The sequence below is a fragment of the Deltaproteobacteria bacterium genome, from assembly GCA_021737785.1.
Taxonomy (GTDB): domain Bacteria; phylum Desulfobacterota; class DSM-4660; order Desulfatiglandales; family Desulfatiglandaceae; genus AUK324.
On the sequence record JAIPDI010000045.1, the window covers coordinates 15,074 to 37,119 of the forward strand.

A 22,046-nucleotide genomic window follows, 5' to 3' on the forward strand; every position below is an offset into this window, starting at 1 on the left:
GCTACTCCTCGATGCCGCAGAGTCTTTTGGCAGCCTTCTGTTTTTCCGCCAGGTTTACCCGGCGGGAGATCATGATCCGCTGGGCCTGGGGCGACCCTGCGCCGTGCATGGATTCGGTCAAATAGCCCACTGCGGCCGTGCCCAGGGTCAGATTCTCGATCAGCCGCAGGATGCGCATCCGGTCCTCGGTGCCCACACCGGGATTGGCCTTGAAGTATTTATCGATCCATTTCCCGGTATCAGGAGAACGCAGGTCCTTTTCCGAAGGGAGGGTGACCATCAGCCCGCCGGCAATATCCTGTGCCAGGCGGGAAAGTTCAAAAGGGAACCGGGTGACGTTGTGCTTGTGCACATTGGCCAGGAGGATATTCACGCAATAGGTCCCGCTCGGTTCCTTGTGACCTTCTGAGGCGCAGGCGATGCATCCGCAGTAGAGGGTCTCGTTCAAGTGGTTCATCTCAACGATCTTGTCGCGCACATGTGAGGCCTTTTCAACGCCGTTGTACTCCGCAGCGGTCTGGGCCGCGCCGATCAGGACATCCCCCACCCCTACCTTGCAGGCGTAACTCTGCCGGTGATAGGCGGCGAATATCTCCACAAGCTGTCCGGCAAAGTCATATTCCCGGTACATGAAGACCCGGTCCCAGGGCACGAAGACATTGTCAAAAATCACCAGGGCCTCATGGCCGCCGAAAAGGATATTCCCCTGGTCCATGGAGCCCCCTTCCAGTTTCCGGGTGTCGCAGGACTGACGGCCCATGATATAGGTGATCCCCTCCGCGTCGCTCGGCAAGGCAAAGGAGACCGCATAATCCGCGTCTTCCTTGCGCATGGACAGGGTGGGCATGACCACGATCTCATGGGAATTGACCGCACCGGTCTGATGGGCCTTGGCCCCCCGCACCACAATGCCGTCCTCCCGTTCCTCGACCACGCGCAGGAACGCATCCGGGTCGGGCTGCTGGTGGGGGGAGAGCCCCCGGTGGCCCTTGGGATCGGTCATGGCGCCGTCCACCATCAGGTCGTTCTCCTGAATATACTCCAGATATTTTAGAAATCGGGGGTAGTATGTGGTGCCGTGTTTGCCGTCGATATTGTAGGTGACGATGGAGAGGGCATTCAAGGTATCCATACCCACGCATCGCTGAAAACAACACCCCGTCTCGCGGCCCAGGAGCCTCCCCATCTTGCTCTTCTTGACCAGATCGCTGACATTCTGGTGGATATGGGTAAACCGGTTGATCTTCTTTCCGGTGATGTGGGATGTGGCCGTCATCAGGTCTTCGTGTTCAGGCGAATGGGCCAGTTCGTAGGTCTTTGCCACGGCATTCATGGAGGGCCGGATAATCGGGTTGTCCACCACATTCTCTATCCTCTCGCCGAACATGTAGACCTGAAGGTTTAGCTTCCTGAGACTCTCCTCATATGCTTCCGCCGTCATCATAGCCATTGGATATCCCTCCTGTCGGTTCACCCCATTGATTCATCGTTCCGGTTTTCGTCACACAGGGGCACAGAGATCAGAGAATAAAACATTAGACCGTTTACTCTGGAGCGCCCCGCTTTTCTTTATCTTTGCGTCGGGCCATTCGGGTCCCTGCATGTCCGGGTCAAAATTGCCCCTATGGTCTTTCCAGGATCACGGCGGTTCCCATTCCCCCGCCCGCGCACAGGGTCGCCAATCCTCTCTTGGCATCCCTTTTTTCCATCTCGTACAGGAGCGTCGTCATGATCCGGGTTCCGGTACACCCCACCGGATGCCCCAGGGCGATGCCGCCGCCGTTGACGTTGGTGATCTCCCGGTCGAGCCCCATCGCTTTTTCGCAGGCCAGATACTGGGCTGCAAAGGCCTCGTTGACCTCGATCAATTCCATCTGGTCCAGTTTCAGCCCGGCCTTTTTTAGCGCCTTCTCCGTGGCATGGACCGGACCGATCCCCATGATATCCGGACCCACCCCCACGGTCGCGGTCGACACGATCCTCGCCATGACCGGCACCTCCAGTTCCCTCGCCTTTTTGTCCGACATAATCAGCACGCCGGAGGCCCCGTCATTGATGCCCGAGGCATTGCCGGCAGTGACGGTTCCGTCTTCTTTAAAGGCGGGCTTCAACACGGAAAGCCCCTCCAGGGTGGCATCGCGCCGGGGATGCTCATCCGTATCGAATAAAACGACCTGCTTCCTTTCCTTTACCTCCAACGGAAGGATTTCATCCCTAAACCGGCCCTCGTCAATGGCCCGGATCACCCGCTGATGACTCAAAAGGGAAAAGGCGTCCTGCTCCTGCCGGCTGATGCCGAATTTCTCGGCCAGGTTCTCGGCCGTGATCCCCATGGCCGGCCCGATGCCGAGGCTGGTCAGGGAATCCCACATGGAGTCCCGCATCTCCGCATGTCCCAGCCTCGACCCCCATCGCATCTTTTCCACGGTATAGGACGCATTGCTCATGCTGTCGGTTCCGCCCGCCAGGATCACATCCGCCTCCCCGCACCGGATCTGATAGTATCCCATCTGCACCGCGGACATGGAGGAGGTGCAGTTGCGGTGCACCGTAATCCCCGGCACCGAGATCGGGATCTCCGACTTGACCGCAGCCACCCGGGCCAGGTTGTTTTCCATATAGGTCTTCTGGTAATTGCATCCCCAGATCACGTCGTCTATGAGTCCAGGATCCACATTGGCCCGTCTCATGACTTCCTGCATCACGGGAATGGTCAGACCCAGGGCGCCGAGCCCCCTGAGCCCCCCGCCGTGTTTGCCTATGGCCGTCCTGCATGCACTGACGATCACCACATCATCCATCTGTCTAACTCCTCGATAAAATAAGATTCGCAGAATAATGGCTGAACCGAATTGTTCAAAAGACAGGACGGACCTTCCTCACTGCCAGCTTCCTTGACAGAAGGCCTCATTCTTCAAACGAAATAGATCGCTTTTGAATCTTTCCCGCCGCCGTTTTAGGTAACTCCTCAAAAAACTTGATGATCCTTGGATATTTGTAAGGGGCTACCTCCTGTTTAACGAACTGCCTTAGCTCGTCTTGAGTCACTTTCGATCCGGGCTTCAAAACAATAGCCGCAGCAATTTCCTCCCCCAGATCCTGATGTGGAACGCCCACCACCGCTCCTTCCGATACCGCTGGATGGGTATAGAGGACCTCCTCTACCTCACGGGGATACACATTGTAGCCCCCTCTAATAATCATGTCTTTCTTCCGGTCTACGATATAGATATAGCCATCCTCATCCATGCGCGCCAGATCGCCGGTGTGGAGCCAGCCGTTGCGGAGCGCCTCCCGGGTCGCCTCTTGTTTGTTGAGGTATTCTTTCATCATGGCGGGACCGGACACGATAAGCTCTCCCACTGTGCCTGTTGGCACATCTCGATCCTCTTGATCCACAATCCGTGCCTGAAATGGGGGGATGGGCAGCCCGATGGAACCCGGCCGGGTCGGTCTTCCGAAGGGGTTCTCGACGCATGTGGGTGAAAACTCCGTAAGCCCATAACTCTCATGAATAGGCGCACCGAAGGCTTCTTCAAATCGATGGAGGATCTCCACCGGAAGAGAGGCGCCGCCCGATATTACAAAGCGAAGTCCGGAGCGTTTTGGCGGACGGGCGAAAGATGCCTCCACCAATCGGTTCACCATCGTGGGGACCGCATACAGGATGGTACTCTCTTCCGATTCGATTGCGGACAGGACCGCATCCTCATCAAATGCACTCCACATGCGGATGGTTAGCCCGAGATAGACAGAGATGTTGAGCGCATGGGTCATCCCATAGATGTGAAAAAGAGGGAGCACACTCAAAACCACATCATGGGGCTCGGTATGCCGAACACTTGCCACAGCCTTGGCGTCGCTCATGAGGGCCTTATGGGTCAACACTGCACCTTTGGGTTCCCCTGTGGTCCCACTGGTGTAGATAATGGTAAACGGGTCTTCTGGGTTTGTCGGGTAGACCGCAAACGTTTCTTCGGAATGGAACATGTCTCCAAGGGGGATAAAACCCTTGGGCAGATGATCCCCTGAGGCAATCCGGATCTTCAGGTCCTGCGTGGAGCCCATGACGTTCATCGGTTCCTGCAGATAATCGCTATGGCCGATGAAGGCCTTTGGCTGGGCGTCTTGAAAAATATAGGCAAGCTCTTTATGACGATAGAGAAAATTGATGGGTACGACAACGGCCCCCACCTTGGCCAGTGCATAATAGACCAGTGCCCAGTTGAGGGAACTGGGCATCATGAGCATGCAGATATCCCCAGGGTTCAACCCCAATGCTGCAAGGCCGTGGGCCAGGGCGTCGACGCTGCAATTCATCTCCTGATAGGTGAGGGTCTCTCCCCCAAAATGAACGGCAGGGTGATCCGGAACGCGGGTCGCCGTCGCAGTCAAGAAATGAGCTACGTTCATATCCACCTCCCTCTCGTCAGATCCTCTGGTTGGGTTCAGATTCCCAGGTACTTTTTCATGATATCGGGCCTCTCCTTCAGCTCCATGGCATTCCCGCGCCAGACAACCGCGCCCTTTTCCAGTATGTAGGCCCGTTCGGAAAGTTCCAGGGCAAAGATGGCGTTCTGCTCGGTAATCAGGATCGTCATTCCCTCCCCTTTAAGGAGACGGATCTGGTCACCCAATGTCTTGACGATAAGGGGGGCCAGACCCTCGCACGGCTCATCCAGCAGAAGGAGGAGCGGGTCACCCATGAGGGTCCGCGCAATGGTGAGCATCTGCTGCTCTCCCCCTGAAAGGGTTGCCCCGTCCTGGCTTTTGCGCGCCTCAAGGATGGGGAAGAGCTTATAGACCCGTTTGAGGGTCCACTGGGGTTGACCTTTGGTCCCGCTTTTGATACCTAACTCCAGGTTCTCTCTTACGGTGAGGTTCGGAAAAATGATTCGGTCCTCGGGCACGAACCCGATGCCCATCCTCGCAATCTGGAACGATTTTTTCCCTCGGATGGATTCGTTGCGAAAGGTCAGATTTCCTCTCCGAGCGGGTGAGAGGCCCATGATGCTCCTCATGGTGGTCGTCTTACCCACCCCGTTTCTTCCGAGAAGGCAAACGGTTTCCCCCTCCTTGACTTCCAGCGAGACCTCGAACAGAATATGGCTGAGTCCATAAAAGGTATCCATATCGCTAATGTGTAAAAGCGTCATGCCGTCTCCCCCAGATAAATCCGCTGCACCTCCGGATTGGACTGGACCTCTTCGGGATTTCCTTCCGCGATAATCCTGCCCAGATGCATCACCCGTATCTTTTCCGATATCCCGAAGACCACGCTCATGTCATGCTCGACAAACAGAAGGGTCAGTCTCTGTTCTCGTGCCAGTTTTTGGATCAGATGTGTGATGGTAACGGTTTCATCGGGACTCATGCCGGCCGTGGGTTCATCCAGGAGGAGGAGCCTTGGCCGGGTTGCCAGGGCAATCCCTATTTCGAGTCGCTTTTGATCGCCGTAGGAGAGATATCCCGCGAGGTTGTCCCGCTTGTCTTCGAGGCCCACCCTCTCCAGTACCTGATCGGTTTCCGCCCGGCATTGCCTCCCGGCCGGCAGGGCCAGATTTCTGATCCGTTTCTGCTCTGAAAGCACGGCGATCTGAATATTTTCAAAGGCATTGAGGCGCGGGAAGATATTCTGCCGTTGAAATGATTTGGACATCCCCTTTCTGCACACCTTGTGGGGCGGGAGTCCGGTGATATCCTCTCCTTGAAACAGGATCTTTCCGGAATCAGGCCGGAATTTTCCGCCCAAGAGGTTAAAAAAGGTGCTCTTGCCGGCGCCATTGGGGCCGATGATGGAACTCAACTCCCCTTCGTTTATCTGAAGACACACATCGCTGACAGCCTTCAGTCCGCCGAATGACTTGGACAACCCCTCAACCTCAAGTATCATCTGTCGCCTCCGCGTTCCCCCTCTGGCTTATATAGCAATCTACTGGATAAGAATCCCGCGATGCCCCCTCGCAGAAAGAGCACCGACAGGACAACGATCAGCCCCAGCACCATCGGCCAGTACTCCGTGAAACTGACAATGATCTTGTCCAAAAGGATGTACACAACAGACCCCAAGATAGGGCCCATAAAGTGAAACATGCCGCCTAAGAGGCAGACCACCAAAATGTCCGCACCCTTGGACCAATGGGCGTAAACGGGAAAGACATTGTGGTTAAAGCCGCAGTAAAGGGACCCGGCGGCGCCTAAGAAAAAAGAGGAAAGCACGAAGGCGGCGAGCTGGTATCTTCGGACATGAATGGCAATGAATTCGGCTCGCTCGGGGTTTTCCCGAATGGCCTGAAGGGCCTTTCCGAACGAGGAGTTGGCGATCATCCACATGAGGCCTACGCAGACAGCGGATGCGGTCAATGTGAAATAGTAGTAGCTCTCGATGCCCGACAGAATGCCCGGCGTCTTGATACCCACGATGCCGTTGTCGCCCCCGGTGAAGCTGTACCATTCAAAGACAATGGTGTATATGATTTGAGAAAAGGCGAGGGTCAGCAGGGCAAAATAGACCGCTGTTCGCCGAACACAGAACCAGCCGATGAGTACGCCGGCCAGGGCCGCCGCGATCGGACCTGCTATCATGGCCCATCCAAATGGGACGCCAAACTTCACGATGAGGAGCGCCGTGGCATAGGCCCCCGTGGCATACAATCCCGCCGGACCAAAGGACACCATGCCGGCATACCCCATGATGAGGTTGAGGCCGCACGCCGCCACACCGAGAATCATCATTTCAATGACCAGGCTCAGGTAACCCAGGCTGATGATCCTTGGGAGTACCAGGAAAAAAATCACCGTCGCGACCGACCAGAACAGCCGTTGTCCCCGGATCCGGTTCAATAACAGATGTTTCTTCATTGCAGTATGCCTCATCCCTATTCAGGTTTCCCGAGCAGACCCCATGGCCTGATAATCAAAATGACTGCCATGATGAAGAATCCGATGCCGATGGCCAATTTGGGGGCCACGAGAATGCCCAGGGCATAAGAAAGCCCAAAAATTACCGCGCCGATAAAGGCGCCCAATGTGCTCCCCAGACCCCCAATGACTACAATGATGAAGCAGTCGATGATAACAGCCGCATCCATTCCAAGGGAAACCGCAGTCATGGGTGCCACCAGGGCCCCGCCCAGGCCTGCGAGCCAACACCCGAACATAAATACAAGGGTAAAGGTAAGGGGTACGTTGACGCCCAATGCCCCCACCATCTCGGGATTAAAGGTGGCGGCCCGGATGACCCTCCCGAGTCGTGTGAAACGGAGCAGTATCACGATACCAATCAAGATAACCGGTCCAAGCGCCATGACGAACAGGTTATACGCAGGAAAATAGACGCCGAGGACCTCTACGGGTCCATCCAGGGGCCAGGGGGGCGCCACCATATAATAATCGACCCCCCACAGGAGCCTGCATAGGTCCCCGATAAAGAGTATTAGTCCGAACGTCAGGATCCATTGGTACATCATATCCAGGCCGTAGATCCGGCGCAGGAGAAGAATCTCGATGATACCCCCGAATAGGGCCGCCCCCAGCGGCGCAACCAGAAGCGACCACCAGAAGATCCCCGGCACATCCCCCAGCGACGACGTCAGCCAGTAGCAGAGAAAGGCACCCAGCATGTAGATGGAGCCGTGGGCCATGTTCAGCACCTTCAGGGTGCCGAAAATAAGCGAGAGACCTACGGCAATGATAAAGACCACCATACCCAGGCTGAACCCGCTCAATAATTGCCTGATCAGATTCTCGGCAAACATTCTCACCTGCCTCTATACATGAAATGATGGATGACAGGATTCCGGGTGATTTGAGCTTCTCCTCATGAAGTCAAGACCGGAATCCTTCAGCCTTGGGATCAAGAGGACGATCACGGGAAATGCCTATTTTTCCCAGGTCCTCAACCCTTCCTTTTTGGCTTGGTCGCGAAGCTTTTGAATCTCGGCACAGGTCCGATAGGTGGTTTCCGGATCCTTGGCCACGGTGATCTGTGTCAAAGCCGGGAAAGAGACATCGTCTCGGAAACCCATGATCCCCACCCAGGTAGGGAGCATCGCCTGATGATCGCAGGCCCGGATCTTGATCTTGTCAAGGGGCGGGTCAAAGGGTGTGCTGATCATTTTACCTTCAAGCGCATCGATAATCTTCTCGGTATCCACAGATCCCACCTCTTTGATAACGTCGGCCAGGGCGTAAACGGCGATATACTGATCCAGGGCGGCGTAGTTGGCGGCCACCTCGGATTTCTTGCCGAATTTCTCAACGAACTGCTGGCTCTGGGGATTCTTGATGGCATAGTAGGGATATCGGCAGGTCGCAACGGCATTTTCGGGATAGGGCTCCCCCTTCTTTGCCTTGTACCAGGTTTCGGCATCTCCTGCGCAGGAGGCCGACACGTGCATCTTCTTAAAAACGCCCATCATGTAGGCCTGCTTGGTAAAGGCCAACTCCATTCCGCCGTAGAAGGAATGCTGAAGCAGTTCAGCCCCTGATCCCAGTATGGTTGAGATGAAGGGCGTGTAGTCATTGGTGCCGAGAGGAACCCAAACCTCGCGGACGACCTCGGCATCGGGGACGAATTTTTTGTAAATCTCCACAAAGTCCCTTGCGGCCACCTTTCCCCACTCATAATCCGGTCCGCACACACACAGCTTTTTTGAGCCCCACTTTTTGGCTGCATACTCGGCAGGGATCCCATGATAGGGATAGGAGTTGGTTGAGATTCGGAAGACGTACCGATGTCCCATCTCCTCGGTGGTTCTGGAGGACTGGGAATTGGTGGTGATATAGATCTTCTTGATGGATCTGCAATATTCAGAAATAGCCTGCGTCACAGAACTGCTGATAGCCCCGGTAAGAAAATCCGCCTTTTCCTCCAAGACCAGAGACTTGGCCTCCCTGAGTCCCACCTCGGGGTTAAGTTTGTCGTCACGGCTGACGAGTTTCAACTGCCTTCCCAGGACGCCGCCGGCAGCGTTGATTTCCTCTACTGCGATTTGTCCTCCAATTTCACTGCTCTTGCCATACATGGCAACGGGTCCGCTCAATGTATGAACAAAACCAATCACAATCGGTTGATCCGCTGCCGCCGCCGGGCTTACAATAATCCCCAACATCAGACAGCATAAAAGACTAAGAAAAGATGTGACCAATCTCAATTTCTTCATGGCATTTCTCCTCGACAGATAAGGTTTCGAGCCAAACGACAAATTATCCCCGGTCTATTCAAAATGTCCTTTTAGCCTGTTTTATCACCTCCTTTTCCGCAAAAATACCATGTGACTCAAATCCCCACGCCACCATGGCCGTCATAGATCGATGAGTTACGAGATTATCTCAAAAGCTGATTGGCAATGATGATCCGCTGCACCTGATTGGTCCCTTCGTAGATCTGCGTGATTTTTGCGTCCCTCATCATCCGCTCCACCGGGTATTCCCGGATGTATCCGTATCCGCCCAGCAGTTGGACAGCATCGGTTGAAACCGCCATGGCTGCATCAGAAGCAAACCACTTGGCCATCGACGACAACCGGGGGATATCTTTTGAATCCGGTTCGGCATCAATGGTGGCGCAGGCCCTCCACACCATCGTCCTGGCAGTCTCCACCTTCAGCGCCATCTCTGCCATCATCCATTGGAGTCCCTGGAAATCGCATAACCGCTTTCCAAACTGCATCCTCTTCTTGGTGTAATCTATCGCTACGTCAAGCGCACCCTGGGCAATCCCCACCGCCTGGGCCCCCACGCCGGGTCGTGTATAGTTCAGGACATCCATCAGTATCTTGAATCCCCCCCCGGGCGATCCGATCAGGTTTTCCCGGGGGACAAAACAGTCTTCCATGATCAATTCGGTGGTGCTGGAGCCCCGAATTCCCATCTTCTTTTCGTGCTTTCCTATTGAAAACCCTGGTGTGTCGCTGGTCACCACAAAAAGGCTGATCCCCCTGTGCTTCTGTGATTTGTCCGTATAGGCGACGATGGTGAAGATCTCGCCCACCCCCCCGTTCGTAATAAACACTTTGCTCCCGTTGAGCGCATAACCATCCCCTTTCGCAACGGCCGTGGTCTTGATCCCGGTCACATCAGACCCTGCGTCAGGCTCTGTAATGGCTACCCCTCCCAGAACATGCCCTTCTGCCAGCGGCTTGAGCCATCTGATCTTCTGCTCGTGGGACCCTCCCAGCAGAATGGGGTCTGCCCCAAGTGCCTGGTTGGTAACGATGATGGAGGACGAGGTGCAAACCCGGGCGATCTCTTCGATGACCAGGCCAAGACTGATCATCCCTGCTCCGGCCCCCCCGTACTCCTCAGGAATGTGAATGCCCAGGAGTCCGTTTTGTTCCAGTATGGTCTTATGCTCCCAAGGGAACGTCTCCTGCTCGTCTATCTCCGCTGCATGGGGGGCGAATTCGTTTACACTGATTTTTCTTACACTCTCTCTCAGCATCTTCTGTTCAGACGTCAGATTGAAATCCATTGCACCGACCTCGCTCGTTCTTGGCTATTTGTGATGGGTGTAAGACAGGTGGTTGTCATCCTTGATGGGCCGCCCCCCTGTCAGCGCCCATTGTCATTTTGAAGCAGCCTTGGAATCCGAATACTGTGTGAATGGCATCTTGCCATGATTTTTCGCGGCTCGGAAGCCGCTCCCACATGGCTATTTTTCCACAATGAGAATTGCTGGCCAGCGCCCTCTCATCAGGCGATGCGCGGCCTGGCCCCATCGCCACCCATGAGCCCATTACAGGTAAACTGAAAGATGAAATCAGCCAGTTGATCGACGCTGGCGCCCTTCTTGGGATGAAACCAGACCCTGCTCCGGGTGATCATGGAGGCGATCATGAAATCGACCAGTTTAACGTCTGTTTCATGGAAATATCCTCCATCGATGCCGCGTTGGAGCACTTTTCTCAGGACGCGGTCGTACAGGTCGCGGTACTCAACAATCACCTTTCTCCTGGGTGGCGACAGCTTGTCTAATGTTGCATCGAAAAGCAGCCCTGCGGACCGTCGATAGCTCAGCGTGATTTTGAGATGGACGTGAATGATTTCTCGGAGTTGCTCCAGGGGCGGCGTCTTCGTGTCGTCCTCGAGGTGACGAATCGGATCCACGATTTTCTCCATCTCTTCCCGAAGGACCTGATAGAGGATCTCTTCCTTGTTGGTGAAAAAATTATAGATGTTGGCGGGTCTGCATCCATAGGCGCTGGCGATGTCCCTCATGCCCGTGGCGTTGTAGCCCTTATCCCAGAAAAGCTTCCTGGCCACATTCAGCATCTTGGCCTTCTGGAAGCCGGATTTTGATCTCGTGGCAGGCATCGATACCCCCTCAACTTTTACATTCCGGAGTGTTCCTCAGCGAAATTTAGGCAGGCTATGATATTTTGCGAATGCTGGTTAATGAACGATCGGTCATTAAATATAAATTCTTAAAATTATCTAATATCTCCCAAAATGGATTTATGGTCCAAATGAATCGCCTCAGAGTCATAATTAGTCTTCTATATTCGGCATATCATTAATGAACGATCGTTTATAAATATTTTTATCATTTCTTGTTGTCAAGAAAATAATTCGGTTTGGCAGTTAAAAAATGGCGCGCTATGAACGCAGGACAATAGACCGCTTGAATTGCCGGAGAAATTTTTTCTTGAAATCGGGAGGGAAATTGTTTTAGAATGTAAAACATACTTTCGCTATGCAAAATACCATGGAACACCGATACTACATTTACTCCTTGGGGCGAGGCCTGAAAATGCTTGAACTGCTTGCCCAGAGCAAGGTACCCATGACCTTGAGCAAGATATCAAAGTCTATGGGACTCACCCTCCCGACCGCCTACCGCTTCCTGTTTACCCTTGAATCGCTGGAGTTTATCGAAAGAGATCCGGAGACCAAGACCTATCGTGTAGCCCCCAAGGTGCTGGGTCTGGGATACGGACTGTTTCAGTCCTATGATCTGTGGCAGACGGCACATCCCTATCTTGTCCGTGCCAGCAGGGAATACAACGAAACCTTCAACTTAGCCATCCTGGACGGCGCTGATATCCTTTACATCGACAGGATTAAGACACGGAAAATCCTTACCATCAATCTGGAAATTGGATCCAAACTGCCGGCATATTGCACCTCCATGGGAAGAGTCCTTCTGGCATCTCTTCCGACCGAGGCGGCGATCGATATTCTTGCCAAATCACCGATGGAACAGATGACGCCTAAAACCATTGTCTCCCCTGACGGCCTGAAAGCGATACTTGAAGAGGTGAGGGAGAAGGGGTATGCTGTAAATAACGGTGAACTGGCCCTGGAACTGATCTCGGTGGCGGCCCCTGTACGGGACAGGGACGGAAAGGTGGTGGCTGCACTCAACATGGCGGTCAATGCGGCCCAGCACGACACGGGACAGGTGGATGAAACACTGGCCCCGATCGTGAAACAGGTGGCACTCAAGATCAGCCATGCTATCGGCTTCTACGAGGAGGCACCCGATGATGACGGATAGCCATGTATTTCACCGGCGGCTGGACCGCGCCCTCCCTACCGCGGTCCGCGGCGAGGGCGTGTGGATATATGATGCCGATGGCAGGAAATACTTAGACGCCAGCGGCGGCCCCATCTGCGTCAATGTGGGGCACGGCAGGTCGGACGTGGCGGATGCCATTTCACGACAGGCCCGCAGGGTCAATTATGTTCACGGCACCATGTTCACCACAGAGACCCTGGAGAAACTCGCAAAACGCCTCAGTGGGCATACCCCTCCACGAATCGACCGGTTCTACTTCTGCTCCAGCGGAAGCGAGGCGGTTGAAGCCGCCATGAAGCTGGCGCGTCAGATACAGTCGGCCAGGGGAGAGGCCGGCCGGTTTCGTGTGATCTCCCGGTGGCATGCCTATCATGGATCCACCCTGGGGGCACTTTCAATGACGGGAAAACCGAGTATGCGGGATCCATTTCTTCCCATGCTCCCGCCCGCCATTCACATACCGCCGCCCTATTGTCTGCGGTGCCACTACAGACTGACCTATCCCGGTTGCGGAGTGCGCTGCGCCCATGCCCTGGAGGATGCCATACATCTCGAAGGGAGCCGGACCATCTCTGCCTTTCTCGCGGAAACCGTGTGCGGGGCAACCATCGGCGCCGTGGCGCCCCCGCCCGAATACTATGAAATCGTGGCCGAAATCTGCAAAAGACACGGCGTCCTCCTCATTCTGGATGAGGTCATGTGCGGCATGGGCCGGACCGGAAAATGGTTTGCAGCGGAGCATTACGGCCTTGAACCGGACCTGATGGTAATGGGAAAAGGGTTGAGCGGTGGGTACGCGGCCCTGTCCGCAGTGGGCTGCCGGAAGAAGCATATGGACCTTCTCCTCCGGTCGCCCGGGAATTTCATTCACGGCCACACCTTTTCCCATCACCCGGTGGCGGCCGCGGCCGGGCTTGCCGTGGTGGATATCCTTGAAAAGGAGGACCTGGTGCAACGGGCCCACGACCTGGGGAGGTATCTGGGAGAGGTCCTGAGACCCCTGGAAAAGCATCCCCATGTGGCCCAGGTACGGGGCATCGGCATGATGTGGGCCGTGGAATTTGTCAAAGAAAAAGAGACCCTCAAACCGTTTCCCAGGGCGGAAAAGGTGGCGGAGAGGATCTGGGAAGCCCTCATGGCATCAGGAGTCATCACTTATACGTGCATCGGTTTTGCCGGAGGAGAGGGAGACGCCATTATGTTCGGCCCTCCCTTCGTCATAACACGTGAGGAACTGGATTGGGTGGTTGCCACCCTGGAATCGGTCCTCGAAGAGGTATTGGGTCCAAGGGAACCCTGACATCCGTCTTTCAGGGTGACGGCCGACACCATCCATGTGGATGTCCGTTTCCGTATGAGGGATCGGATGCGCATCAATAACCAATTTAGCGGCGAGGAGGAAATGACATGAAGAGACTGACATTTGGAATCTGTGTATTGTTTCTGGGTCTGGGCCTGGTAGTCGGCGCGACCCCCGGTGTGGCAGCGGATACCATTAAGGTGGGCGTGGTCGGTCCCCGCACGGGCACGGCCGCAGCCACGGGCAAGGCCTTTGAAGAGGGGATTAAACTGGCAACCGGCTATGTCAATTCCAAAGGCGGGGTCCTGGGAAAGAACCTGGAAATCGTGTTTGAAGACACCGCCGGCGCACCGGACAAGGCTGCTTCAGGCTTCGAACGGCTGGCCACCCGGGACAAGGTGGCCATGGTGCTGGGGGAAAGCCATTCATCCTCTGCCTTGGCGGAAATAGAAGTGGCCAACCGGCTGAAGGTGCCGTTTATCGTGGCCGAGGCATGGGCCGATCCCATTACCGCAAAGAACTACAAGTATGTGTTTCGCGCCGGCCCGTCCAATTCGGGTGTGGTGAATCATACCATCGCCAAGTGGGTGGCGCATGAAAAATTCAAAAAAGCCTATATTGTTGCTGAAAATACCGATTGGGGTCTTGGGATCGGGAAACTCTGCGAAGCGGCCCTTGCCAAGATCGGCGTTGTCTACGAGACCCTGGAGACGGAACGGAAAAGTCAGGATCACTATACCGAGCTGGCCAAGATCAAGGCCTTTGATCCGGATGTGATTCTCGCCTTTATTTATGGCACGGGTCTTCACTACTTTGTGGCCCAGGCCGGCGAGATGAAGGTTTCCCCCAAGGCCGTCATCCTGGACGGCGCCGGCCCCCCGAGCCTCTGGCCGGATTTCTGGAAAAACGTGGGCGATTATGGAAACCTGGAGTGTTTTGTCTCTTCCATGCACGAAAAGGTGGAGTTGACCGAACTGGCCACCTATTTTCGTGAGGCTTACGTCAAGGAATTCGGCGTACAACCCACTGACTACAAATCCAGATCCATATTTGATGCGATCCTCATCGCGGCCGACGCCATCAACCGGGCCGGATCCACAGACCCGGACAAACTGGTCCAGGCACTTGAAAACACCAACCTTCTGGTAACCCGGGGGACAGCCAAATTTGATACCACCAAGGGCGGGCCGTCCTATCATCACTGGATGCCGCCCATGCTGGTGATCCAGTGGCAGGACAAGAAGCAGGTGGTGCTTTATCCCCCTGAAGGCGCTACCGGCAAACTCAAGAGGTAAATCGCTTAGGGCACGTCGGGATTCGGGTTGTTACGGGCGCCAAAACGCAGCTGCAACAACCCGAAATCCCCGACCCCGCATAAGCAATACGTCTCCCTAAAGGACGTCGTCTTTCGATATTCAATAGTCATTTTTCATTCTGACAAAGGGGTACCTGAATGTTTTCACTGGCACTGATGAACGGGATTGTCATCGGGGTGATATACGCCCTGTCGGCCCTCGGCGTTTCGCTGGTGGTGGGGATCATGAATGTGATCAATTTCGCCCACGGCGAACTCTATATCCTTGCCGGATATTTCAGCTTCATCTTTGCCGACGCCCTCGGCTGGAACATCTATGTATCCATGGCCGCGGCGGTAGGGCTGGTCTTCCTGTTCGGGATTCTGATCGAGTATTCGCTTATCCGTCCCACCTACGGCAACGACATGTACTCGCTGATCCTCACCTTCATCCTTTCCATCGTGCTTCAGAACGCCTACCTCCTGATTTTCGGGCCCTATCCCAACAAGCCCCCCAACTGGATCAAAGGAGCCACCAATGTGTTCGGGCAGTTTTACTACGGGAATCAGCGACTGGCCGCCCTTGTGGCAGGCGTCATTGTCATTGCGGCCGTGTTTTTGATGCTCAAGAAGACATGGTTCGGCAAAATCATTCGGGCCGCCAGCCAGGATCGCGAGATGGCCGAGTTAAACGGGGTGAATACCAAGGCGCTCAATATGCTCAGTTTCGGTCTGGGATGTGCGCTGGCCGGCGCCGCCGGCGTTATCCTTGCGCCGGTATTCCCTGTGTCACCCACTTCCGGCGTGCCCATCGCCCTGACAGCCTTTGTGGTGGTGGTCTTGGGGGGGATGGGCTCCATGTGGGGCTGTGTCGTGGGCGGACTTGCCCTCGGCCTGGTGGAGAATTTCGGGGCTGCATTTATCAGCACCGGATACAAACATATTTTTGGTTTTATTATCCTGATACTGGTACTGGCGATTCGACCGGTGGGCCTATTTGGACGGAGCGAGACGTGATCCAGGGATTTGCCACTGCCGATTTGCGATTAAAACGCCCAAGTAGATTACCCTCATCCGCGGAGAGGAACCCGGAAGTTTCTTAAAGCCGTATCCATCTCCCTTTGCCGGAGGATTCAGTTGAAGAACAAGACATTCTACGTCACGCTGCTCCCGTTCACTGCCCTGTTCTGCCTCTTGCCGCTGGTCCTGGATGATTACAAACTCCATGTGGTGATTGTGAGTCTCTTCTATGCCATGATGGCATCCAGCTGGAACCTGATTGCGGGATACACCGGCCAGGTTTCCTTTGCCCATGCCGCCTTTGCCGGGATCGGAGCATATACCAGCGGCATCCTGGCCGTCAAAGCGGGAGTTAACCCGTGGATCGGCATCGGCATCGGTGTGGTGGCCGCCGCTGTTCTGGGACTGGCCGTGGGGGTCCTCTGTCTCAGAATGGGGGGGATCTATCTCTCGCTCACCACCCTGGGGTTTTCCGAAATCCTCCACATCATTATCACCAACGAATATGAATTTACCCGGGGCACCATGGGGCTTCAGGTGCCGGGACTCATTACCCATTACTCCAAATCCGCCTATTTGTATATTTTTATCGCGGCCACCGTCATCACCCTTGTGGTCATATACCGGCTCATCCATTCCAACATAGGACTTAACTTCAGAGCCGTGCAAAACGATGAACGGGCCGCCTCCTCCTTGGGCGTCAACGTGATCGGCGTGCGGGTCCTGGCGTTCACCGTTTCCAGCGCCCTGGCAGGCCTCGCGGGAGGGTTGTACGGGCATTATCTCCTTCTGATAACCCCTGAAATCCCCTCCCTGAACCAGCAGTTCCTGGTACTTTCCATGACGGTCATCGGCGGGCTGGGGTCTTTTGTCGGGCCCATTGTAGGGGCCTTTGTCCTGGAGGTGCTCTCTGAATATATCCGGGCATACGGCGAGTACCACGTCCTGGTATTCGGCCTGGTGGCACTCGGCATGGCGAGATTTTTTCCCAAAGGCCTCACAGGTCTTGTGCAGCAATATAAGACAAGACAGACCCATGTGATGGGGGAAGCGTGAAAAACAGCAATTTTTGAGCTGTTGCATCATGGGTATTCAGCCCTCCCGGATTAAGACGGGCTTCGAATTCAACTGTGACCACTTCAGCTTGCTATAGGCACTCTTCCCAAGAGGAGGCATATCTTGTCGTTACTTGAAGGTTACCGCATATCCAAGCAGTTCGGGGGCGTCCAGGCGCTCAGGGACGTGGACTTTTCCCTGGAACATGGAGAGATCGTGGGGCTGATCGGTCCGAACGGCGCAGGCAAAACCACCCTCTTCAATGTGATTGCAGGGGCGTTCAAACCTACCTCCGGACAGGTGCTGTTTCATGGAGAAGATATTACCGGTCATACGGCCAACCGGACCTGCCGGGAAGGGATCGCCAGGACCTTTCAGGTCACCCGTCCATTTATGGAGATGACATGCCTTGAAAACGTGGCCGTTGCGGTGATCAACAGTCCCAGACAGGAGGAGCACCGCCAATGGGAGGCGCCGGCCCGGGAGGCACTCGACCATGTGGGGCTGCTGTCCAGCGCATCCACTCTGGCAAGCGGACTGAATCTCATTGACAAAAAAAGGTTGGAAATGGCCCGGGCCCTGGCCACAAAACCGCACATCCTGCTCTTGGACGAGGTACTGGCAGGGCTCAATTCACACGAGATATTGCAGGCAGTCGAACTGATTCAGAAGCTGAGAGAGACGGCCGGTTTGACCATTTTCTGGATAGAGCATGTGATGGGCGCCATCATGGCGGCAGCGGACCGGGTGATCGTTCTGGATCAGGGCGAAAACCTTATGGAGGGCCCGCCGGCCCAGGTGGTGAGCGATCCAAGGGTCATCAAGGCCTATCTGGGTGACTAGCCCCGCTGCCATCGGGTTTCCCGGGTCCCGGAAGGACGGGTCGTGAACCCGATGCGATAATGGAAATGCAGGCGCTTATGCCCGGAAACCCGTGAACACCTGTCAGGAAAGAAACTATGCTGGAAATCTCACACCTGAATGTCTCCCGGGGAGAAACACAGATCCTCTGGGATGTTTCCGTCCAAGTCACAGAAGGCGAAAAGGTGGCGGTGCTGGGAAGCAACGGGGCCGGGAAATCCACCCTTCTCCTTTCCATCATGGGCGTCCTGCCCCCTTCGAGCGGGGAGATCCGTTTTGACGGGAGCCCCCTCTCAGGTCGGAAGGCCTATCAGATCATTCGTACCGGCCTGGCCCTGGTTCCGGAAGGTCGACGGGTGTATGGGGATATGACCGTCTGGGAAAACCTGGAGATCGGGGCCTATCCCAAACGGGGCCGGAAAGATCTGGATCAGACCAGAGGGCATGTGGTGACGCTCTTCCCCATACTGGCAGAGCGGAGGCATCAGAGGGCCGGCACCCTGAGCGGAGGAGAACAGCAGATGCTGGCCATCGGACGGGCACTCATGAGCCGCCCGCGACTGCTGCTCATTGACGAATTATCCCTGGGCCTGGCACCGCTCATTACCAAAGAGATATTTAAGGTCCTGGACGCCCTGGCACAGGAGACCACGATCCTTCTGGTGGAGCAGAACGTGGAGCAGGCATTGAAGCATTCCGGGAGGGCATATATTTTAGAAAGCGGCAGGATAACACGGAGCGGCGCTTCCGAGGAACTGGTAGCGGATGACGATGTTAAACGCGCCTATCTGGGCATGTGAACGGCCCATCACATCTCATTTTGTGAGGTGCAGGATCTCTCTGGCCTCATCCGGGGTCGCCACTTCTCTTCCCACTTCACCGCTCAAACGCACCATCCGTTCCACCAGGGCCTCGTTGGTGGCCAGCTGACCCTTTGTGTAGTAGATATTGTCTTCCAGGCCCACCCTTACATGACCCCCCATTATTACGGCATGCAGATTCATGGGAAGCTGGGCAGGCCCCACACCCGCAACGGTCCAGGTGGCATCGGAGGGGATGCTGTTCTTGAGATGTACCAGATGATCGATGGTCGCCGGGATGGCGCCTTTGAGGCCCATGACAAAATCAAAATGGAGCGGCGGGACCAGAAGGCCCTCCCGGGCCAGCAGGACGCCGTTGTTGATCATGCTGACATCGAAAACCTCGATTTCAGGCTTTATCCCCAGTTCGAACATATCCGTTGCCAGGGCTTTGATCAGCTCAGGGCTGTTTTCATAGACCGAGTTGGGGAAGTTGACCGATCCGGTGGTGAGACTCGCCATCTCGGGTTTCAACCTGAGCCGTTCGCACCGCTGTTCATAGGCCGTTCCCGCGCGGCCCCCGGTCGATATCTGGATGATGAGGTTCGTCTTTTCCCTCAGGCCATGGTAAATTTCTTCAAAAATAGGGTATTGGCTGGATGCGCTCCCGTCCCGGGGGTTCCTGGCGTGAACGTGTATCACCGAGGCCCCGGCCGCCTCACAGCGGATCCCGGTCTCAATGATCTCTTCAGGCGTGACAGGCACATGGGGAGTCATCTCCTTTGTGGGGAGTGACCCGGTGGACGCCACCGTAATAATCAGCTTGTTCATATATTCTTATCCTGAGTCTCTATTCTTGGTTTGTAGGAAAGGCTCAGATCTGATCAATTCCCAAGGCCCGGAGGATCTGCGGCTCGGGGGAGCCGTCAGGATCCCAGCCACGGAGTCTGTAGTATATGGGAAGCATCTTGTCCAACTCACACACATGTCCCTTTCCCGGCCCGTCCGGAAGTGGTTCCCGGGTGATCCGTTCCGGCAGGGAATCGTCTTTGGAATCAAATCCGGCCCTGGTAAGAAAAAGCCGCTCCAGATGAATGACCCGTTCCCCTGCCCTGGCGAGAGAATCCTTGTCATGGTGCGTACCCACTGCGGCGTTGAGGAGCCGTGCGATCCCCTCCGGTCGAATGTCTTCGGTGGGCGTCACCAGGTTCCGGACGGAAAAAAAGACGCAAAGGCCTGCGGAATCGATTGCGGCAAACACATCTTGCCAGTCTTTGACGATCTGTATCTTATCCTTCCACGTAAGGGGATCGATGAGTTTCGGGACCCCCAAAAGCTCTATATAGGCGGAATCGCCCCGCATATGGCTGGCCCCGATACTGGAGGTGGCATAGGCAAGCCCCATCCCTTTTTCCCCCCTGGGATCGTAACCGGCGAATTCCTGTCCTTTTGAGACGATCGCCAGCTCCGGACAGCCGTACGCCCGGGCCAGTCTGAGGCTTCCCATGGCCAGCCGGTCCCCGAACCCTTCTCTGGTTGCGGTCTTCCGGCACATCTCCACCAGGCCTTCGCCGTCCCCGAAGGGAAGCGGACGGCCGATTTCGGACTCCTTCAGGATCCCCTTTTCATACATTTCCATGGCGCAGGCGATGGTGGACCCCATGCTGATGGTGTCCATCCCCATTTCATTGCAGATGTAGTTGGCCTTGGTAAGGGCTGCCAGATCCTCAATGCCGCAGTTGCTCCCGAGGGAATAAATGGTTTCGTATTCCGGGCCCTCCCCTTCTCCCTGAAACGGGCCATCTGCAATACGGGTGACCCGGCCGCAGGCGATGGGGCAACTGAAACAGGCGCTCGGCCTTACAAGGAACCGTTCGGTCAGGGCCTCACCGCTGATCTTCTCCCATCCCTCAAAGGTTCCCTGTTGAAAGTTCCGTGTGGGAAAGACCCCTGCGGTCTGCGTTGCGATGACGGTAATAGCGGTGCCATAGGTTCGAAGGGGCGGGGGCTGACCCTTAAGGGCATCCTTAAAGCGGACCAGCAGCTCTTTTACGATCTTTCTGAAGGCAGCCTCATCTTGAAGAGGGACCTTGAGATCGCCTTCCGCCACTACGGCCTTCAGCCCCTTTGCCCCCATTACCGTCCCCACGCCGGATCTCCCCGCGGCCCGGTCCTTGTCATTCATGATAGCGGCAAACAACACGCCGTTTTCACCTGCCGGCCCGATACACGCCACCTTTGCCTCTTTACCTGTCTCTTCGATCAGAAGATCGGTCGTCTCATGAGTGTCCTTGCCCCAGAGGTGTTCCGCGCTCTTCAGCTGCGCACCTTCGCCGGTAACACGAAGATAGACCGGTGTTGGCGAACGTCCTTCAAAAATAATCCCGTCGATCCCGGCCCGCTTGAGCGCTGCAGGGAACTGCCCCCCTGAATTGGAGCAGGTCACCGCCCCGGTCAGCGGAGACTTGGTCATGACCATGTATCGGGCGCCGGTGGGGGCGGAGGTGCCGGTGAGGGGACCCGTCATCATGATCAGCTTATTTTCTGAAGAAAGAGGATCGCACCGGGGATCCACTTCCTCCAGAAGATATCGCATCCCCAGACCCCTTCCCCCGATAAAATCGGCTGCCCATTCCCTGTTGAGGGGCTCATAATGAACCGCGTGTGTGCTCAGGTCAACGCGGAGGATTTGACCCATATACCCCATATTGTTTTGGACCTCCTTCCTTCAAAAATACACGAGAGATCAGCTTACCCAGTCTGTTCCCAACCCTATCATATATTTTTTTCCTTTGCAATTTAAATATGATATAAAGGATTATGACGAGTTGGAGAAAGGGAGGGGGAGGGAGCGATCCGTGCGCATCAGGGTAAACGGCTACGCCACCATGAAACGGTTTACAAGACATCTACCCGATGGCGGGGAGATGGAGGTCCCGGATGATTCAACGGTCGGAACTGTCTTGAGCATGCTCCATGTGCCGGTCAGGGTTGAAAAAATCACCATGGTCAACGGCCGTCAATGCGACATGGATCACGTTCTTGAGCCGGGTGACCAATTGGTCTTTTTTCCACCGCTTGAGGGGGGATGAATCAGGGAAGAACGGCTTATCTTGAGCGTGCTCAGCAGTGATGATCGGTCTCCCATGTTCGATTGGCCAGAACAACTCCAACAAAAAAATAGGCAAAAACAAA

The 22,046-nt window shown here is 55.4% G+C and carries 20 protein-coding genes; 8 read left to right on the forward strand and 12 right to left on the reverse strand.

The window, feature by feature from the left end:
- Nucleotide 1 precedes the first annotated feature (1 nt).
- From K9N21_18695 to K9N21_18740, 10 genes are all read right to left on the reverse strand, one after another.
- Nucleotides 2-1,450, reverse strand: a complete 1,449-nt coding sequence (locus tag K9N21_18695) for a 4-hydroxyphenylacetate 3-hydroxylase family protein (protein MCF8145941.1) — start codon at nucleotides 1,448-1,450, stop codon at nucleotides 2-4.
- Nucleotides 1,451-1,622: 172 nt separating this feature from the next.
- The gene (locus K9N21_18700; protein ID MCF8145942.1) at nucleotides 1,623-2,801 is read right to left on the reverse strand and encodes a thiolase family protein; all 1,179 of its coding nucleotides are present in this window, start codon (nucleotides 2,799-2,801) and stop codon (nucleotides 1,623-1,625) included.
- A 106-nt stretch (nucleotides 2,802-2,907) separates the two neighbouring features.
- A complete protein-coding gene (locus K9N21_18705; GenBank protein ID MCF8145943.1) occupies nucleotides 2,908-4,413 on the reverse strand; it encodes a long-chain fatty acid--CoA ligase in 1,506 nt (501 codons plus the stop codon).
- 35 nt (nucleotides 4,414-4,448) lie between these two features.
- A complete protein-coding gene (locus K9N21_18710; protein ID MCF8145944.1) occupies nucleotides 4,449-5,156 on the reverse strand; it encodes an ABC transporter ATP-binding protein in 708 nt (235 codons plus the stop codon).
- Nucleotides 5,153-5,890, reverse strand: a complete 738-nt coding sequence (locus tag K9N21_18715; GenBank protein ID MCF8145945.1) for an ABC transporter ATP-binding protein — start codon at nucleotides 5,888-5,890, stop codon at nucleotides 5,153-5,155. Before K9N21_18715 ends, K9N21_18710 begins: the two co-directional genes overlap by 4 nt.
- Nucleotides 5,890-6,861, reverse strand: a complete 972-nt coding sequence (locus K9N21_18720; protein ID MCF8145946.1) for a branched-chain amino acid ABC transporter permease — start codon at nucleotides 6,859-6,861, stop codon at nucleotides 5,890-5,892. The genes K9N21_18715 and K9N21_18720 overlap by 1 nt, the downstream gene beginning before the upstream one ends.
- A 17-nt stretch (nucleotides 6,862-6,878) precedes the next feature.
- Complete coding sequence (locus tag K9N21_18725) at nucleotides 6,879-7,757, reverse strand: branched-chain amino acid ABC transporter permease (GenBank protein MCF8145947.1); 879 nt, start codon at nucleotides 7,755-7,757, stop codon at nucleotides 6,879-6,881.
- 123 nt (nucleotides 7,758-7,880) lie between these two features.
- Complete coding sequence (locus tag K9N21_18730) at nucleotides 7,881-9,164, reverse strand: ABC transporter substrate-binding protein (GenBank protein MCF8145948.1); 1,284 nt, start codon at nucleotides 9,162-9,164, stop codon at nucleotides 7,881-7,883.
- Nucleotides 9,165-9,328: 164 nt separating this feature from the next.
- A complete protein-coding gene (locus tag K9N21_18735) occupies nucleotides 9,329-10,474 on the reverse strand; it encodes an acyl-CoA dehydrogenase family protein (GenBank protein ID MCF8145949.1) in 1,146 nt (381 codons plus the stop codon).
- 221 nt (nucleotides 10,475-10,695) lie between these two features.
- Nucleotides 10,696-11,316 carry a TetR/AcrR family transcriptional regulator gene (locus K9N21_18740; GenBank protein MCF8145950.1) on the reverse strand — a complete coding sequence of 207 codons (621 nt, stop codon included), beginning with the start codon at nucleotides 11,314-11,316 and terminating at the stop codon, nucleotides 10,696-10,698.
- 436 nt (nucleotides 11,317-11,752) lie between these two features.
- Here K9N21_18740 and K9N21_18745 point away from each other — a divergent pair, with 436 nt between their 5' ends.
- The 7 genes from K9N21_18745 to K9N21_18775 all read left to right on the forward strand — a co-directional run bounded on the left by K9N21_18745 (nucleotide 11,753) and on the right by K9N21_18775 (nucleotide 18,851).
- Complete coding sequence (locus K9N21_18745; GenBank protein ID MCF8145951.1) at nucleotides 11,753-12,499, forward strand: helix-turn-helix domain-containing protein; 747 nt, start codon at nucleotides 11,753-11,755, stop codon at nucleotides 12,497-12,499.
- A complete protein-coding gene (locus tag K9N21_18750; GenBank protein ID MCF8145952.1) occupies nucleotides 12,486-13,820 on the forward strand; it encodes an aspartate aminotransferase family protein in 1,335 nt (444 codons plus the stop codon). The genes K9N21_18745 and K9N21_18750 overlap by 14 nt, the downstream gene beginning before the upstream one ends.
- Before the next feature lie 107 nt (nucleotides 13,821-13,927).
- On the forward strand, nucleotides 13,928-15,115 hold the full coding sequence (locus K9N21_18755) for an ABC transporter substrate-binding protein (GenBank protein MCF8145953.1): 1,188 nt from the start codon (nucleotides 13,928-13,930) through the stop codon (nucleotides 15,113-15,115).
- A gap of 158 nt (nucleotides 15,116-15,273) precedes the next feature.
- Nucleotides 15,274-16,131 (forward strand): branched-chain amino acid ABC transporter permease, encoded by an 858-nt coding sequence (locus tag K9N21_18760; GenBank protein MCF8145954.1) that lies wholly within the window; start codon nucleotides 15,274-15,276, stop codon nucleotides 16,129-16,131.
- 120 nt (nucleotides 16,132-16,251) lie between these two features.
- The gene (locus K9N21_18765; protein MCF8145955.1) at nucleotides 16,252-17,190 is read left to right on the forward strand and encodes a branched-chain amino acid ABC transporter permease; all 939 of its coding nucleotides are present in this window, start codon (nucleotides 16,252-16,254) and stop codon (nucleotides 17,188-17,190) included.
- A gap of 120 nt (nucleotides 17,191-17,310) precedes the next feature.
- Nucleotides 17,311-18,033, forward strand: coding sequence for an ABC transporter ATP-binding protein (locus K9N21_18770; protein MCF8145956.1), 723 nt, complete (start codon nucleotides 17,311-17,313; stop codon nucleotides 18,031-18,033).
- Nucleotides 18,034-18,149: 116 nt separating this feature from the next.
- On the forward strand, nucleotides 18,150-18,851 hold the full coding sequence (locus K9N21_18775) for an ABC transporter ATP-binding protein (GenBank protein MCF8145957.1): 702 nt from the start codon (nucleotides 18,150-18,152) through the stop codon (nucleotides 18,849-18,851).
- Nucleotides 18,852-18,866: 15 nt separating this feature from the next.
- On the opposite strand, the gene K9N21_18780 is transcribed toward K9N21_18775, so the two are convergent.
- Both K9N21_18780 and K9N21_18785 read right to left on the reverse strand, forming a co-directional pair.
- On the reverse strand, nucleotides 18,867-19,682 hold the full coding sequence (locus tag K9N21_18780; protein MCF8145958.1) for a 3-keto-5-aminohexanoate cleavage protein: 816 nt from the start codon (nucleotides 19,680-19,682) through the stop codon (nucleotides 18,867-18,869).
- Nucleotides 19,683-19,725: 43 nt separating this feature from the next.
- A complete protein-coding gene (locus K9N21_18785; GenBank protein MCF8145959.1) occupies nucleotides 19,726-21,558 on the reverse strand; it encodes an aldehyde ferredoxin oxidoreductase family protein in 1,833 nt (610 codons plus the stop codon).
- Nucleotides 21,559-21,679: 121 nt separating this feature from the next.
- Between K9N21_18785 and K9N21_18790 the strand changes: the two genes are divergently transcribed.
- Nucleotides 21,680-21,943 (forward strand): MoaD/ThiS family protein, encoded by a 264-nt coding sequence (locus tag K9N21_18790; protein MCF8145960.1) that lies wholly within the window; start codon nucleotides 21,680-21,682, stop codon nucleotides 21,941-21,943.
- Nucleotides 21,944-22,046 lie beyond the last annotated feature (103 nt).

Excerpts from the sequence above, each read along its gene's own strand:
- K9N21_18695 (MCF8145941.1), bottom strand. The coding sequence starts at position 1,450 with ATGGCTATGATGACGGCGGAAGCATATGAGGAGAGTCTCAGGAAGCTA.
- K9N21_18700 (MCF8145942.1), bottom strand. The coding sequence starts at position 2,801 with ATGGATGATGTGGTGATCGTCAGTGCATGCAGGACGGCCATAGGCAAA.
- K9N21_18705 (MCF8145943.1), bottom strand. The coding sequence starts at position 4,413 with ATGAACGTAGCTCATTTCTTGACTGCGACGGCGACCCGCGTTCCGGAT.
- K9N21_18710 (MCF8145944.1), bottom strand. The coding sequence starts at position 5,156 with ATGACGCTTTTACACATTAGCGATATGGATACCTTTTATGGACTCAGC.
- K9N21_18720 (MCF8145946.1), bottom strand. The coding sequence starts at position 6,861 with ATGAAGAAACATCTGTTATTGAACCGGATCCGGGGACAACGGCTGTTC.
- K9N21_18725 (MCF8145947.1), bottom strand. The coding sequence starts at position 7,757 with ATGTTTGCCGAGAATCTGATCAGGCAATTATTGAGCGGGTTCAGCCTG.
- K9N21_18730 (MCF8145948.1), bottom strand. The coding sequence starts at position 9,164 with ATGAAGAAATTGAGATTGGTCACATCTTTTCTTAGTCTTTTATGCTGT.
- K9N21_18735 (MCF8145949.1), bottom strand. The coding sequence starts at position 10,474 with ATGGATTTCAATCTGACGTCTGAACAGAAGATGCTGAGAGAGAGTGTA.
- K9N21_18740 (MCF8145950.1), bottom strand. The coding sequence starts at position 11,316 with ATGCCTGCCACGAGATCAAAATCCGGCTTCCAGAAGGCCAAGATGCTG.
- K9N21_18745 (MCF8145951.1), top strand. The coding sequence starts at position 11,753 with ATGCTTGAACTGCTTGCCCAGAGCAAGGTACCCATGACCTTGAGCAAG.
- K9N21_18750 (MCF8145952.1), top strand. The coding sequence starts at position 12,486 with ATGATGACGGATAGCCATGTATTTCACCGGCGGCTGGACCGCGCCCTC.
- K9N21_18755 (MCF8145953.1), top strand. The coding sequence starts at position 13,928 with ATGAAGAGACTGACATTTGGAATCTGTGTATTGTTTCTGGGTCTGGGC.
- K9N21_18760 (MCF8145954.1), top strand. The coding sequence starts at position 15,274 with ATGTTTTCACTGGCACTGATGAACGGGATTGTCATCGGGGTGATATAC.
- K9N21_18775 (MCF8145957.1), top strand. The coding sequence starts at position 18,150 with ATGCTGGAAATCTCACACCTGAATGTCTCCCGGGGAGAAACACAGATC.
- K9N21_18780 (MCF8145958.1), bottom strand. The coding sequence starts at position 19,682 with ATGAACAAGCTGATTATTACGGTGGCGTCCACCGGGTCACTCCCCACA.
- K9N21_18785 (MCF8145959.1), bottom strand. The coding sequence starts at position 21,558 with ATGGGGTATATGGGTCAAATCCTCCGCGTTGACCTGAGCACACACGCG.